Origin of the sequence: Flavobacterium pectinovorum, assembly GCF_006438875.1 — a bacterium.
GTDB lineage: Bacteria > Bacteroidota > Bacteroidia > Flavobacteriales > Flavobacteriaceae > Flavobacterium > Flavobacterium pectinovorum_A.
On the sequence record NZ_RCZH01000021.1, the window covers coordinates 18,918 to 32,946 of the forward strand.

Here is a 14,029-nt window from a genome sequence, read left to right on the forward strand (position 1 = left end):
ATGCGCCCAATCCAGCTGTTCATTACAAATACTCGGTCAAAACGATTTTTTTCTACTTCAAAAAAAGGAGCTTCTAAAGTCGCTCTTTTTTTGCAGGAAAAAATATCGTTTTCTCACTCGCAGCTTTCCATTTCCATCTGGGGCGTGACAGCGGTTTTTTTGACACTTTTTTTATTCAATACACAAAAAACATTTTCACAAGATAAAAAACAAGACAGCATTAAACGCCCAAAAATTGGTTTGGTTTTAAGTGGCGGCGGTGCAAAAGGATTTGCTCATATTGGTGTTCTAAAAGTTCTGGAAGAAGCCGGAATCAAAATCGATTATATTGGCGGAACCAGTATGGGATCTGTAATTGGCGGACTTTATGCTTCTGGTTACAACGCTTCGCAAATTGATTCTATTTTCAAGAAAACCAATTTCGATGACTTAATAAACGATTACATTCCGCGTTCCTCCAAAAACTTTTACGGCAAGAAAAATGACGAATTATACGCCATTGTTTTGCCATTCAGTAATTTCAGAGTTGGAATTCCTGAGGCACTTTCCAAAGGAATGTACAATTATAATTTACTAACCAGTTTAACTAGAAATGTGCGTCACGTTCGCGATTTTAATAAACTCCCAACTCCGTTTTTATGTATTGGAACCAATATTGAAACTGGTGAAGAAGTCCTGCTAAACAAAGGAAATCTGGTTCAGGCAATGATGGCAAGTGCCGCATTTCCTTCCTTATTTACTCCGGTAGAAATTGACGGAAATTTATTAGTAGACGGCGGTGTTGTCAACAATTATCCCATAAAAGAAGTGCGCAATCTTGGCGCCGATATTATTATTGGTGTTGATGTTCAGGACGATTTAATGAATCGGAAAAACCTTAAAAATGCTACTCGTATCCTGGTTCAGATTACCAATTTGCAATCCATTGACAAAATGAAAAGCAAAATAAAAGATACCGATATTTACATCAAACCGGATATTCGGGATTATGGAGTAATTTCATTTGATAAAGGCGAAGAAATCATCAGAAAAGGAGAAGAAGCCGCTTTTGCCGTTTATGAAAAAATAAAATCGCTGACGAATGAAGAAACTTTCTATAAAAAACCAAAGCTAAAAGTCAGCTCAGACACTCTTGAAATTAAAAAAATAAACAGCACCAAATTAGACAATTATACCAGAGAATACATCAATGGTAAATTGCGTTTTAAACCTGAAAGCACTATCACTTATGACGATTTAAAAACAGGAATCAACAACATAAATGCAACTCAAAACTTTAGTACGATTTCGTATTGTCTGGAGCCGGATGGCATTTCTGATGATCTTGATCTTGTGTTGAAAGAGAATCCAACGCAGACTTTCTTAAAACTGGGATTGCATTATGACGGACTTTACAAAAGCGGAATTTTATTGAATCTTACACATAAAAAAACATTCTTAAAAAATGATATTACTTCACTTGACATTATTTTAGGGGATAATTTCAGATACGATTTGAACTATTATGTCGAAAATGGTTTTAATATCAGCTTTGGATTCAAATCCAGATTGAATCAATTTAATCGGAATGTAACTACCAGCATAAGCAATCTAACAGGCTTAAATCAGAATGTCAATCTAATAAATGTTGATTTTCTTGATTTGACCAATCAGGCTTATTTCCAAACCATTTTTGTACAGAAATTTTTAATGGGCGGCGGTGTCGAATACAAATATTTAAAAATAAACTCTCCAACACTTTCCAATGCCGAAAATATAATTGACAAGAGTAACTATTTGAGCGTCTTCGGATATCTAAAATTTGATTCCTTTGATAATAAAAGTTATCCTCATTCGGGATTGTATTTTTCTACTGATTTGCAAACCTATTTAGCATCATCAGATTATACCAATAAATTTAAACCATTCTCAATCGCAAAGGCCGAAGTTGCTTTTGCCAAAACATTGTTCAGAAAAGCAACCGTTAAAATTGGTGCAGATGCCGGATTTAATATTGGCAGTGACAGCGTACCATTTTTCGATTTTATATTGGGTGGTTATGGCTACAACAAAATCAATAATTTCAATTATTTCTACGGATATGACTTTTTAAGTATTGCCGGAAACAGCTATATAAAAACCGACATTACTCTTGATTATGAAATTTTCAAAAAGAATCATGTGAACCTTTCAGCCAATTTTGCCAATTTAGGCGATGATATTTTCACCACTGTAGATTGGGTTTCAATGCCTAAATATTCCGGTTATGCCATAGGTTATGGATTAGAAACCATTATTGGTCCAATCGAAGTGAAACAATCATGGTCTCCGGAGCTCTCAAAAAGCTTTACGTGGTTTAGTATCGGATTCTCATTTTAATGTTCAATAGAATTATTTTATAATCGCCACAGATTAAAATGATTTTATGGATTATTACTTTGCCAAAATTTTCGCCACGAATTCCACGAATTTTCACCAATTCTATTCGTGTAAATTCGTGGAATTCGTGGCGAAAGAATACAATCATTTTAATCCATGCAATCTGTGGCAAAAAAACCGACTACAACACATAATGCAATAAAAACCTGCTATTTTTATACTCTGTAAAATTTATATCAAAAAAAATTGAAAAAATTTAGGTTTATAAATGATATAATTTCTAATTTTACTCAATAAAAATTACGACATTTGTTATAATGAAAACAAAATGGACAGGTTTATTAGAGTATCTTCAATTCCTCATCAAGAGAAATCCTGAGTGAAGTTATCGAATTGAGATGATTAGTCAATCAAAGAATTGAGCTAATTATCTGTTCACACAATTCAAATTTTTCGAATTATCTAATTTACAAATTATCTAATAGAAAAGCCATGCCATTATATCATAAACTTGGAGATTTCCCTCAAAAAAGACACACCCAATTCGAAAAACCAAACGGAGGTTTTTACTACGAACAATTGTTTGGTACCGAAGGTTTTCACGGACATTCGTCATTGTCCTATCATGTTCACAGACCAACTCAGGTTAAAGAAATTTTAAACTCTTATTCGGTTGAACCAAAAATTGCAATCGGAAAAAATATAAAATCATTACTTTTTAAAGGTTTTGAATTAAAACCTGAAAATGATTTTCTGGACAGCCGCAAACCAATGTTGGTCAACAAAGACTGCATTATTGGATTGGCAGCTCCAAAAGAATCACTTAGAAATTATTTCTATAAAAATGCCGATGCCGATGAAATGCTTTTCATCCATAAAGGAAAAGGAAAATTAAGAACCATGTTAGGGAATATTCCTTTTGAATATGGTGATTATCTAATTATTCCAAGAGGTATTATTTATCAAATCGAATTTGAAACCGAAGAAAATAGATTATTCTACGTAGAATCTTATTCTCCATTTTATACTCCAAAACGTTATAAAAACCAATCTGGGCAACATTTAGAGCATTCGCCATTTTGCGAACGCGATTTTATTTTGCCAAACGAATTGGAAACACACGACGAAAAAGGTGATTTTTTAATTAAAATCAAAAAAGAAGGAATGATTCACGAGGTAGTATATGCTACACATCCATTTGATGTTGTGGGTTGGGACGGTTACAATTTCCCATACGGATTCTCGATTCATAATTTCGAACCAATAACGGGACGTGTTCACCAACCGCCACCGGTACATCAAACTTTCGAAACGGCAACTTTTGTCGTTTGTTCCTTCTGCCCCAGACTTTACGATTATCACCCAAAAGCAGTTCCGGCGCCATATAATCACAGCAATATAGATTCTGACGAAGTGCTATATTATGTTGATGGAGATTTTATGAGCCGTAATAATATAGAGCAAGGTCACATCACTTTACACCCAAAAGGAATTCCACATGGTCCTGCACCAGGCGCAATGGAACGCAGTATTGGTCATAAAGAAACCCATGAATTAGCCGTAATGGTTGATACTTTCAGACCATTAATGGTAACTGAAGAAGCAATGGGACTTGATGATGGACAGTACTACAAATCCTGGACGGAGTAAGAATTAGATAATGTGTCAATTTGATAATTAGATAATGTTCTGAAAACGCATAGAATTAGAAAATGTGTCAATTAGATAATTAGATAATTTTCCTGAAATCGCACAAATTAATTAATGTGCCTTTTTATAATCAGATTCCATTTATTTGTAGATTTAAACTTACAATATAATAATTATCTCATTATCAAATTTTCTAATTATCACATTAAAAAAATGACTTTCAACGAGAAATATAAAGACAACGCTCTTTTAATAAAAACTTTCAATTTTGCTTTAAATATCATTGATTACACAAATGAGTTACAAGATCAAAAGAAGTATGTAATCGCAAATCAATTATTAAAAAGCGGAACATCAATTGGAGCAAATTCAAAAGAATCACAAAACGCAGAAAGTAAAGCAGATTTTATTCATAAATTAAAAATTGCTATTAAAGAAGCGGACGAAACAGAATATTGGTTGTTTTTATGCGATGCACATAGTGGATATCCAAAATGCAGTCGTTTATTAAATGATCTCTCAGAAATTTTAAAAATTTTAAATAAAATAATATCAACATCAAAAATGAAATAATTAGATAATTTGCCAATGTGCCAATGAGATAATTTTTATCGGAACGCACATTATCTAATTTTCTAATTGACACATTTTCTAATTAAAAACACGATGAGTAAAGAAGTAAAATCAGTAGAATACGGATTAGAGAAAATATTTGAAGGAGCACAAGATTTCCTTCCATTATTAGGAACAGATTATGTAGAATTCTACGTAGGAAATGCAAAACAATCTGCACATTATTACAAAACAGCTTTTGGATATCAGTCATTGGCTTACGCAGGATTAGAAACCGGAGTAAGAGACAAAGCATCTTATGTTTTGAAACAAGACAAAATCAGAATTGTTTTGACTACGCCTTTAACACAAGATTCTCCAATTCATGCCCATCTTCAAAAACATGGAGACGGAGTAAAAGTTGCTGCTCTTTGGGTTGAAGATGCAACAAGTGCTTATGAAGAAACCATGAAACGCGGTGCGCGTTCGTTCATGGAACCAACGGTAGAAAAAGACGAATTTGGAGAAGTAGTTCGTTCAGGAATCTATACTTACGGAGAAACAGTTCACATTTTTGTAGAAAGAAAAAACTACAATGGCGTTTTCTTACCAGGATACAAAGAATGGAAATCGGATTATAACCCAGCACCAACCGGATTAAAATATATTGACCACATGGTTGGAAATGTGGGTTGGAACGAAATGAATACTTGGGTAAAATTCTATGAAGATGTTATGGGATTTGTGAATTTCCTATCCTTCGATGACAAACAAATCAATACTGAATATTCGGCTTTGATGAGTAAAGTAATGTCTAACGGAAACGGAAGAATTAAATTTCCAATTAACGAACCTGCCGAAGGAAAGAAAAAATCACAAATTGAGGAATATTTAGATTTCTATGGCGGACCTGGAATTCAGCACATTGCCATTGCAACTGACGATATTATCAAAACGGTTTCTGATTTAAAAGCCAGAGGTGTCGAATTTTTATCTGCTCCTCCGCATACTTATTACCAAGCGATCCCAGAAAGATTAGGGGTTCACATGGATATGATGAAAGAAGATTTAAACGAAATTGAAAAACTTGCCATCATGGTCGATGCAGACGAAGATGGATATTTATTACAGATATTTACCAAGCCAGTTCAGGACAGACCAACGCTATTTTTTGAAATTATTCAAAGAATGGGGGCAAAAGGATTTGGTGCAGGGAACTTTAAAGCCCTTTTTGAGTCCATTGAGAGAGAACAAGAATTGAGAGGAACATTGTAAAAACGCAAATTTTTTACACAAAACAGTATAATTCTCTGAAAAGTGATGCTTTTTATGCAAATGTTATGTTAAACTTGCCTTTTGCTATTTGTTTATTGAACTTTCTGTATATCTTTGCACTCGCAAATCAAGAAGGGGTGGTTTCCTTCTGAATTGATATAAATTTCATAATTTATAGTTTTTTGGTTAGTTAATAGCATAAAAACTCAGTCATTCCTTGACTGAGTTTTTTTGTTTTGGTACATTTGGAATAGAATTTGCATTTATTTACCTTTATAATGAAATGTAAAAATTGTACTATGAAAAAGCTCATCCTAATCATATTAATTCTAACGACACTTGCCTTCGACACTCAAAAAGAAGATGCTTTTGGCACGGGAGAATATTTTAAATTCAGAATTCATTACGGAATCGTAAATGCCGGATACGCAACTCTTGAAATAAAAGATGCAACTATTAACAACAAAAAAGTTCACCATGCAATAGGTAAAGGGTATACAACCGGAATGTCAAAATTTTTCTTTAAAGTAGAAGATCTCTATGAAAGTTATTTTGACAAAGAAAATGGAGATCCTTATCGTTATGTGAGGAAAATAGATGAAGGCGGTTATACTAAAAATCAAGAAGGTTTTTTTAATCAGGCTGAAAACAGGGTTTTGGTAAAAGACTACAAACGAAATACCGAAAAAACTATTATTATAACTGATCACGTGCAAGATATCGTTTCTGCATTTTATTTTTTAAGAAACCATCCAAACATTGACAAGTTAAAATCTGGCGATTCAATAACAATCGACATGTTCTTTGACGAGGAAATCACAAAATTTAAGTTAAAATATGTAGGCCGTCAAGATATTACAACTAAATTTGGCACCGTTTCTACCATGGTCTTTAAACCATTGGTACAAACCGGAAGAGTCTTTAAAGAAAAAGAAAGCTTAACGCTCTGGATAACAGACGACGACAACAAAGTCCCAATTAGAATCAAAGCAGATCTTGCTGTAGGATCACTTAAAGCAGATCTCGACGAATATAAAGGATTAAAAAATCCATTTAAAGTAAAAAAATAATGAATATCACTGATAATTCAGAAGCAATTTTAAAAGAAATTGACCTTAAATTCCAAGCTATAAATCAAAAAACTGATGTTCAATTAGAAGGATTACTTTGGTCAAAACCAATCACATATTGGGATTACATTCAAACTGACGCACTTTTAAGTTTACAGACACAACGCACAACTCTTCCTGACGAAATGGTTTTTATCATGTATCATCAGGTAAATGAATTAATTTTTAAAATGATTTTGTGGGAAATCGATCAAATTTCTAATACGCAAAATATTCAGGTTGACTTTTTCAGCGAAAGATTATCAAGAATCACTCGTTATTTTGACATGCTTACCAACTCTTTCAGTATTATGGAAAACGGAATGGAAGTAGATCAATATATGAAATTCAGAAATACGCTGACTCCGGCAAGTGGTTTTCAGAGCGCACAATACAGACTAATCGAATTTGCTTCGACAGATGTTATTAATTTGACTGATCGCAGATACAAAGCAAACTTTGACGAAAACACAGATCTGGAAACTACTTTTGAACATTTATACTGGCAAGCTGCGGGTAAAGATTATCAAACAGGACAAAAATCATATTTACTTCAGGAATTTGAGAACAAATACAAAGATCAGTTTCTGAGACAAATGTCTACTTTTAAAACTAAAAATATCTGGCAAAAATTTACACAATTACCAGAAGCAGATCAGCAAAACACTTCATTAATTAATGCAATGCGTCATTATGACAAGACAGTAAACATTACCTGGGTAATGCAACACCTTAATACTGCAAGAAAATACATCTTAGAAAGCGGAAAAGGTAACGGAGAAGCTACTGGTGGCAGCGATTGGCAAAAATATATGCATCCAAAATACCAAAGACGCATCTTTTTTCCTAAATTGTGGACCGAAGAAGAATTGTCCAATTGGGGAAATGAAACAACCACTTAATTTCCCGAAAAATTTTAAAAGTTTGAAAAAAGCATTCGTACTTATAATACTATTATTCTCTGTATTTTCTTGTAATAAAACCGAGGAGAAAGTAGCAACTAAGATTAGTAAACCAAAGACTAAAAAGGTAGAATTTGGATTTAATTACGCTGACTTTAATATTGTAAATGATACTATAAAAAAAGGAGATTCTTTTGGTTCTATCATCCAAAGTCAAAATATTGGAGACAAAAAAGTCTATGATATTGTGGAACAGGTAAAAGATTCTTTTAATGTTAAAACAATTCGATACAACAAACCGTACACAATTCTTCGTTCTAAAAATAAAACAAACAAATTACAGGTTTTTATTTATCAACCTGATGCTTTAACTTATTATGTTGTCGATTTTAGAGATAGTATTGCCAAAGCATACAAGAAAATAAAACCCGTTACACTTAAACGTAAAATTATTGGTGGCGTTTTAAAAAGTTCATTATCTGAAACTTTAGGTAACGAAAGTGTCGAAACAGCTCTTGCCAGCCGAATCACTAAAGTATTTTCATGGTCAATTGACTTCTTCAAACTTAAAAAAGGAGATCGTTACGGTTTAATTTTTACCGAGCGTTTTATAAACGGCAAAACTTATGATGGTGTTGAAGACCTTGAAGCTGCATTTTTTGAATATAAAGGAAAAATCGTTTATGCTTTTCCGTTTGAAAAAGACACTACTTCCGGAAAAATAGAATATTATGATGACGAGGGAAAAACGTTGAAAAACTTTTTCTTAAAAACTCCAATTAAATTCAGCCGAATCACTTCGAGATTTACAATGAATAGATTCCACCCGGTACAACATACATGGAAAGCGCACAAAGGAACTGATTATGCCGCTCCAACGGGAACTCCAATTTCAACTACAGCTTCCGGAGTTGTAGAAGCAACCGGATATACTGCTGGAAACGGAAACTTTGTAAAAGTAAAACACAACGGAACCTACTCTACTCAATATTTACACATGTCCAGAATTTTGGTTCGCCGAGGACAACGCGTTACGCAAGGACAAACCATTGGATTAGTAGGAAGCACTGGATTGGCAACCGGACCACACGTTTGTTACCGATTCTGGAAAAACGGCATTCAGGTTGATGCACTTCGTCTTAACTTACCAACCGGAGAATCTTTGACAGGATCTGACAAAACCCGTTTCTTAAAACAAATGGAACCTTTGAAAAGAGAACTGGACAGTATTGGTAATTTGTAAAATCCTTTTATCTCAAAAATCAATAATAAATCTATGATTGAAAATTTTATTGCTTTCCGAAGTTTCCCAACATTAAATCAGGCTAAAGAGCTTGAATTATTATTAAATAAAAACAATATTAAAACTGTTTTAGGCGATAATATTCCTCCTCTCGATATAAATTTTTCCGGAAGCACTTTACAAAATCAATATGAAATAAAAATTGATACTTCAGATTTTAAAAAAGCTGAAGCTGTTCTTGAAAAAGATACTGAAAATCTTCTTGACACAATAGACGAAGATTATTATTTACTGAGTTTCACGAATGAAGAACTATATGAAATTCTTTTAAATTCTGACGAATGGAATGTTTTTGATTATAAACTGGCGCAAAAACTTTTAACTGATAGAGGAAAAACTATTGATTCAGAAATGTTAACTTCTTTAAAAAACGAACGCTTAAAAATTTTAGCAAGACCGGAAGAAAACCAAAAAGCCTGGATTATTGCCGGATATATATTTGCACTTTTGGGCGGCGGAATTGGAATTGTCATTGGATATTCTCTGTGGAGATCAAAAAAGACACTTCCAAATGGGGAGAGAATCTATTCTTATAGTGCTGAAGACAGAAAAAATGGGCAAAGAATATTTTTGATCAGTATAATTATTTTTCCATTGGCACTTATACTAAAAATTTTATCTAATATAGGAGCGTTAAACTCCTAAAGCTTTAAACTTTTCAGAATCGGAAAAAACAATACAATTAAAACAATCTGTAAAACATGAAAAACACCCGCATTAAAGACATTCTTGATGAAACTTTTTCAGACTTAAAACTATTTTACAGAGACACGAATCTTTCTGATGATTTAATTGCGAAATATAAAGTTGGACAGATAATCAAAGAAAAAGGTTTTACGGATATGAGTTATATCGGCGGAGGACTTTCGGGAAATTTGAGATATTTAATTGCAAGTTCTGAAGCCCGTGATTTATCTAAATTCAATCCTGATTCCGTAAAAAATGGACATTCTCTTCTAGATGATAATTCCTTTTTTAAAGTATTAGACATTCAGAAAATCAAAGACAAAACACAGATTTTCCTTTTAAACATACCCGGAAACTCACTTCCACTCTTTAAAAACTCAACTTCAAATCTTGAAGAAGAAATTACAGAAAAGGCACGACAAAAATTTATTGATAAAGTCAACTCTGTATTAATCCCGGAATTACAAACTGAAAATTGGAAAGAAAGAACAAAAGCACCAATTGGAATGAGTGATAATGGCGAACTGTTTTTTGATGATTCAACTATAAAATCTGAAGAACCAAAAAGGATTGAAATAAATAAAGCGGAGAAAAAGATTGAAATAAATAAAAAACCCTGGTGGAAGGTTTGGTAAACAAGACTTCTATTTAGTTTAGTACGTATTCAAAAAGTAAAAATAAAAACTACAATTAAAATTACTCCCTTACTAAAGGGCAAAGAATCCGAAAGATTCAATACTACCATAGCTACAAGTAAAACGAATAAAATTTCGGAAGAAAAGAAAACTAAAATATCTTCTTTAGTAGATAAGGTAATGGCAAAAAATGTCTAATAAATCTATTTGTCGGATTTTGAATAAACTGCCTTAATTTCTAGGAGTATATCTCGGAGAGATTATCTTTTGGTAGAATATTATTACACCACCCAACATTTGTCCTGTAGGGACTATACATTCGCAATTGAGTTTCTTATGGAAATTTACTTCGTCTGTTCGCTATCGCTCGGGTCTCCTTCGTCGAAAGGACAAGATTGCGGTTATGATTACGAAGAATGGATTAAAATCCATCCCTACAATATATTTCGTTCCTCCGGAACTCTTTCATTTAGAAACATTAGATTCTCCCCATACATCCATTAAAACCAGAATTTCTTTAAGAGAATGCCCTAATTCCGTTAACTCATATTCAACTTTTGGAGGAACTTGTTGATGCACGATTCGATTCACCAAATTATCTTTTTCCAATTCCTTAAGCTTCGCAATAAGCATACGCTCAGAAACCCCAACGAGTCTATTTCTCAATTCGCTATATCTAAGTTTCTGCTCATTTAGGAGAAACGACAGAATATTTATTTTCCATCTTCCTCCAATCATAGATAGCGTAAATGCAATACCGCAGTTTTCTTTCCAATAAATCTCATTGATACTATTTGTCGAATTTTCCTTTCTAATATCCATACTTACTATTTTATCTGTACCATACAATTATGTATGTATCTACTTTTCTGCAAGTTAATAAATATCTTTGGCATAATTAAAATCAGAAAAAATGGAAACAATCAAAACCGCATTTCATTGGCTGAGTTACGCGTACTATCTCTACATATTTGGATATGCATCACTTTTCAAAGTTTTTCAAAAGAAATCTATGATGCAAAGTATGGAATCTCTGGGATTTAATAAAACATGGACACTTACAATAGGCGCTTTAGAACTATTTGGTGTGATCCTTATCTTAATCGGAATTTTTCAGCCTTATTATAAAAATGCAGGTGTATTATTCTTATTCCCATTTGCAATTGGAGCATTCACTACACATATGGCCCATCAAGAATACGACCATTTTTACAATTCTTTAATAGTGTGTGTTTTGACAATCACCATATTAGCAACAGACAAGACCTTTAGAATTATTTTGTAGAAAAAGCTCCAGCGGAGCAATATATTTATAGACAATTTAATACCCGTTTTCAAAATCAAGCCCCAGCAGGGCGACATTCTAATTTTTTATTGAATTCCTTAATGTGTCACCCGCCGCGGGTTTTGTTGTCTAATATTTTTATTTTCTATAAATATGTTGTCCCGCTGGGACTCAAAAAATTAATTGCACCCAATTGGTTAGCTCATAATTACTTGCAAAACTTCTTTCTAAACTCAGAAGGATTCATCCCTTTATGTTTTCTGAAAACTTTGTTCAAATGGCTTTCATCTGAGAAATTAAGTTCATCTGCAATTTCATTAATACGCATATCACTATTTAAAAGTCTTGCCTCGATCAGCCTCAATTTATAATTTGAAATATATTCCTGCAGCGTTTCACCTGTTTGTTTCTTGAAATATTTTCCCAAATAATGAAGTGAAATATTAAAGTGTCCACTTATTTTATCTGATTTCAATTCCTTTGAATTAAAAATATTCTCCTGAATATAATGTAATATTTCCAACACCATTTCACCTGTAGTTTCTTTAATATTCTTAGGCAATTTTAAAGCTATATTTCTCGCGACAACTGTAATTATAGCGTTTACGATTTGCTCCGTTATTTTGTGATGGTAAATTTGCTGATTGGTCTGTTCGCTTATTATACTTTCAATAAGCATCGCAATTAATGGTTTGTCAATTTGGTTTTTTAATATACAACCAGGACGATGACTGGCATTTTGCAGAATATATTCCATTCGCAAAACCGTTTCCAACTGGCCATTTTGGGAATTTGCTTTAATATAATATTCATTAAAACGAAGAAAAAAGAATTTGGTTGGGGTCAAAATTTCAAATGAGTGAACATCTTGCGGAGTTACAAGAAACAGATTCCCTTTTCGATATTGAAATTTATTATTGTTGATGATTTGAATTCCCGTTCCATCAACAACATATATTAATTCAAAGAAATTATTTTTCCGAATTGTTTTCGGAAACGTTGTTAATTCCTTAAAATCAACTTCAAAAGGATGATATAGGTTTTTGTCTGTCATTGTGCTAAAATACAATTTTAGTACTAATAAGTACAATTTTACAGAAAGGCTAACACACTAATTTTGTATCAAATAACAAACTAAAAACTATAAAATGAGAATCCTTTTAATTGGCGTAAATGGTGAGATTGGTAAAATACTACAGCCTGAATTATCCAAAAATCACGAAATTATTTCTGCAGGAAGAAACAGCGGTGATTTTAGAATTGATTTATCAGACACAAATTCGATCGAAAAATTATTCAAAGAAATTAAACAAATCGATGCTTGCATTTGTATTGCAGGAGATTGTTACACGGGAGATATCCTTTCGCTTGACGAAGAAAAACTGAATATTGGCATTAAAAACAAATTATTAGGACAAGTAAATTTGGTTTTAATTGGTCAACATTATCTAAACAACAACGGTTCTTTTACTTTTACCTCCGGAAAAATGGGCGACAAACCTATAAAAAATAACATTGCCAAAGCAATTGTAAATGGTGGAATCAACAGTTTTGTACTTGCAGCTTCGCTTGAACTCGAAAGAGGAATCAGAATAAATGTGATAAGTCCGGCAAAAGTATCAGATATTCCTGTCGATGATTTGATAAATGCTTATTTAAAAAGTATCGAAACGACTGCAAATGGAGAAATCATTAAAGTAAACTATTAAATTTTTGAAAATGGAAAAACTAAAAACACTTCTGATTCTGTTATTTGCTACGACTTCAGTTTTAGCACAAAAATCAAATAAAGAAATGCATCCAGCAATCATTGGCACATGGAATTTAGTTGCTGTTCAAAACACGAATAGTGATGGCACAAAAACTTTCCCGTACGGAATAAATCCAAAAGGTATCTTGTTTTTTGATGAAAAGGGAAATTATGCGGTTCAGATTTATAAAAATGAAAGACCTCAAATAGTTTCCGGAGACAAGAACAAATGTACTCCTGAAGAAAATGCTTCAATTGTACAAGGAAGTAATTCGCATTTTGGCACTTATGAAATTGACGAAATGAACAAAATTCTTATTTTCAAAATAAAAACAGCTTCATTTCCTAATTGGGAAAACACAGAACAAAAACGATCTTATATTTTAGACAACAATCAAATAAAATATGTTGTTACCAATACAACACAAGGCGGAAATAAAGTGACAGCAGAAGTTGTCTGGCAAAAATTATAAAGCATAATTTCAATCATGTAACTCACATAAAACGTTTTCGTAACTAATTG

At 32.7% G+C, this 14,029-nt stretch carries 14 protein-coding genes; 12 read left to right on the top strand and 2 right to left on the bottom strand.

Going from position 1 to position 14,029, the window contains the following annotated elements; translation table 11 throughout:
- From EAH81_RS23520 to EAH81_RS23560, 9 genes are all read left to right on the top strand, one after another.
- Positions 1-2,358, top strand: coding sequence for a patatin-like phospholipase family protein (locus EAH81_RS23520; RefSeq protein WP_140511449.1), 2,358 nt, complete (start codon positions 1-3; stop codon positions 2,356-2,358).
- A 492-nt stretch (positions 2,359-2,850) separates the two neighbouring features.
- Positions 2,851-4,008: a homogentisate 1,2-dioxygenase gene (locus tag EAH81_RS23525; protein WP_140511450.1), complete on the top strand. Its 1,158-nt coding sequence runs from the start codon at positions 2,851-2,853 to the stop codon at positions 4,006-4,008.
- Positions 4,009-4,221: 213 nt separating this feature from the next.
- Complete coding sequence (locus tag EAH81_RS23530; RefSeq protein ID WP_140511451.1) at positions 4,222-4,581, top strand: four helix bundle protein; 360 nt, start codon at positions 4,222-4,224, stop codon at positions 4,579-4,581.
- A 93-nt stretch (positions 4,582-4,674) separates the two neighbouring features.
- The gene (gene hppD, locus EAH81_RS23535; protein WP_140511452.1) at positions 4,675-5,835 is read left to right on the top strand and encodes a 4-hydroxyphenylpyruvate dioxygenase; all 1,161 of its coding nucleotides are present in this window, start codon (positions 4,675-4,677) and stop codon (positions 5,833-5,835) included.
- Positions 5,836-6,134: 299 nt separating this feature from the next.
- A complete protein-coding gene (locus EAH81_RS23540) occupies positions 6,135-6,905 on the top strand; it encodes a DUF3108 domain-containing protein (RefSeq protein WP_140511453.1) in 771 nt (256 codons plus the stop codon).
- Positions 6,905-7,846, top strand: a complete 942-nt coding sequence (locus EAH81_RS23545) for a tryptophan 2,3-dioxygenase family protein (protein ID WP_140511454.1) — start codon at positions 6,905-6,907, stop codon at positions 7,844-7,846. The genes EAH81_RS23540 and EAH81_RS23545 overlap by 1 nt, the downstream gene beginning before the upstream one ends.
- A gap of 22 nt (positions 7,847-7,868) precedes the next feature.
- Positions 7,869-9,089 (top strand): M23 family metallopeptidase, encoded by a 1,221-nt coding sequence (locus tag EAH81_RS23550; protein ID WP_140511455.1) that lies wholly within the window; start codon positions 7,869-7,871, stop codon positions 9,087-9,089.
- Positions 9,090-9,122: 33 nt separating this feature from the next.
- Positions 9,123-9,794 carry a hypothetical protein gene (locus EAH81_RS23555; protein WP_140511456.1) on the top strand — a complete coding sequence of 224 codons (672 nt, stop codon included), beginning with the start codon at positions 9,123-9,125 and terminating at the stop codon, positions 9,792-9,794.
- 56 nt (positions 9,795-9,850) lie between these two features.
- Complete coding sequence (locus EAH81_RS23560; RefSeq protein ID WP_140511457.1) at positions 9,851-10,471, top strand: hypothetical protein; 621 nt, start codon at positions 9,851-9,853, stop codon at positions 10,469-10,471.
- 465 nt (positions 10,472-10,936) lie between these two features.
- Here EAH81_RS23560 and EAH81_RS23565 read toward each other — a convergent pair whose 3' ends face one another.
- Entirely contained in the window at positions 10,937-11,293 is a 357-nt protein-coding gene (locus tag EAH81_RS23565) for a winged helix-turn-helix transcriptional regulator (protein ID WP_140511458.1), read from the bottom strand.
- 91 nt (positions 11,294-11,384) lie between these two features.
- Here EAH81_RS23565 and EAH81_RS23570 point away from each other — a divergent pair, with 91 nt between their 5' ends.
- Positions 11,385-11,756 carry a DoxX family protein gene (locus EAH81_RS23570; protein ID WP_140511459.1) on the top strand — a complete coding sequence of 124 codons (372 nt, stop codon included), beginning with the start codon at positions 11,385-11,387 and terminating at the stop codon, positions 11,754-11,756.
- Between the two features lie 208 nt (positions 11,757-11,964).
- Here EAH81_RS23570 and EAH81_RS23575 read toward each other — a convergent pair whose 3' ends face one another.
- On the bottom strand, positions 11,965-12,810 hold the full coding sequence (locus tag EAH81_RS23575; protein WP_140511460.1) for an AraC family transcriptional regulator: 846 nt from the start codon (positions 12,808-12,810) through the stop codon (positions 11,965-11,967).
- A 94-nt stretch (positions 12,811-12,904) separates the two neighbouring features.
- Here EAH81_RS23575 and EAH81_RS23580 point away from each other — a divergent pair, with 94 nt between their 5' ends.
- Together EAH81_RS23580 and EAH81_RS23585 are read left to right on the top strand one after the other, a co-directional pair.
- Positions 12,905-13,465: a short chain dehydrogenase gene (locus EAH81_RS23580; RefSeq protein ID WP_140511461.1), complete on the top strand. Its 561-nt coding sequence runs from the start codon at positions 12,905-12,907 to the stop codon at positions 13,463-13,465.
- A gap of 10 nt (positions 13,466-13,475) precedes the next feature.
- Positions 13,476-13,979 (top strand): lipocalin-like domain-containing protein, encoded by a 504-nt coding sequence (locus tag EAH81_RS23585; RefSeq protein WP_140511462.1) that lies wholly within the window; start codon positions 13,476-13,478, stop codon positions 13,977-13,979.
- Positions 13,980-14,029 lie beyond the last annotated feature (50 nt).

Excerpts from the sequence above, each read along its gene's own strand:
- EAH81_RS23520 (WP_140511449.1), top strand. The coding sequence starts at position 1 with ATGCGCCCAATCCAGCTGTTCATTACAAATACTCGGTCAAAACGATTT.
- EAH81_RS23525 (WP_140511450.1), top strand. The coding sequence starts at position 2,851 with ATGCCATTATATCATAAACTTGGAGATTTCCCTCAAAAAAGACACACC.
- EAH81_RS23530 (WP_140511451.1), top strand. The coding sequence starts at position 4,222 with ATGACTTTCAACGAGAAATATAAAGACAACGCTCTTTTAATAAAAACT.
- hppD (WP_140511452.1), top strand. The coding sequence starts at position 4,675 with ATGAGTAAAGAAGTAAAATCAGTAGAATACGGATTAGAGAAAATATTT.
- EAH81_RS23540 (WP_140511453.1), top strand. The coding sequence starts at position 6,135 with ATGAAAAAGCTCATCCTAATCATATTAATTCTAACGACACTTGCCTTC.
- EAH81_RS23545 (WP_140511454.1), top strand. The coding sequence starts at position 6,905 with ATGAATATCACTGATAATTCAGAAGCAATTTTAAAAGAAATTGACCTT.
- EAH81_RS23555 (WP_140511456.1), top strand. The coding sequence starts at position 9,123 with ATGATTGAAAATTTTATTGCTTTCCGAAGTTTCCCAACATTAAATCAG.
- EAH81_RS23560 (WP_140511457.1), top strand. The coding sequence starts at position 9,851 with ATGAAAAACACCCGCATTAAAGACATTCTTGATGAAACTTTTTCAGAC.
- EAH81_RS23565 (WP_140511458.1), bottom strand. The coding sequence starts at position 11,293 with ATGGATATTAGAAAGGAAAATTCGACAAATAGTATCAATGAGATTTAT.
- EAH81_RS23570 (WP_140511459.1), top strand. The coding sequence starts at position 11,385 with ATGGAAACAATCAAAACCGCATTTCATTGGCTGAGTTACGCGTACTAT.
- EAH81_RS23575 (WP_140511460.1), bottom strand. The coding sequence starts at position 12,810 with ATGACAGACAAAAACCTATATCATCCTTTTGAAGTTGATTTTAAGGAA.
- EAH81_RS23580 (WP_140511461.1), top strand. The coding sequence starts at position 12,905 with ATGAGAATCCTTTTAATTGGCGTAAATGGTGAGATTGGTAAAATACTA.
- EAH81_RS23585 (WP_140511462.1), top strand. The coding sequence starts at position 13,476 with ATGGAAAAACTAAAAACACTTCTGATTCTGTTATTTGCTACGACTTCA.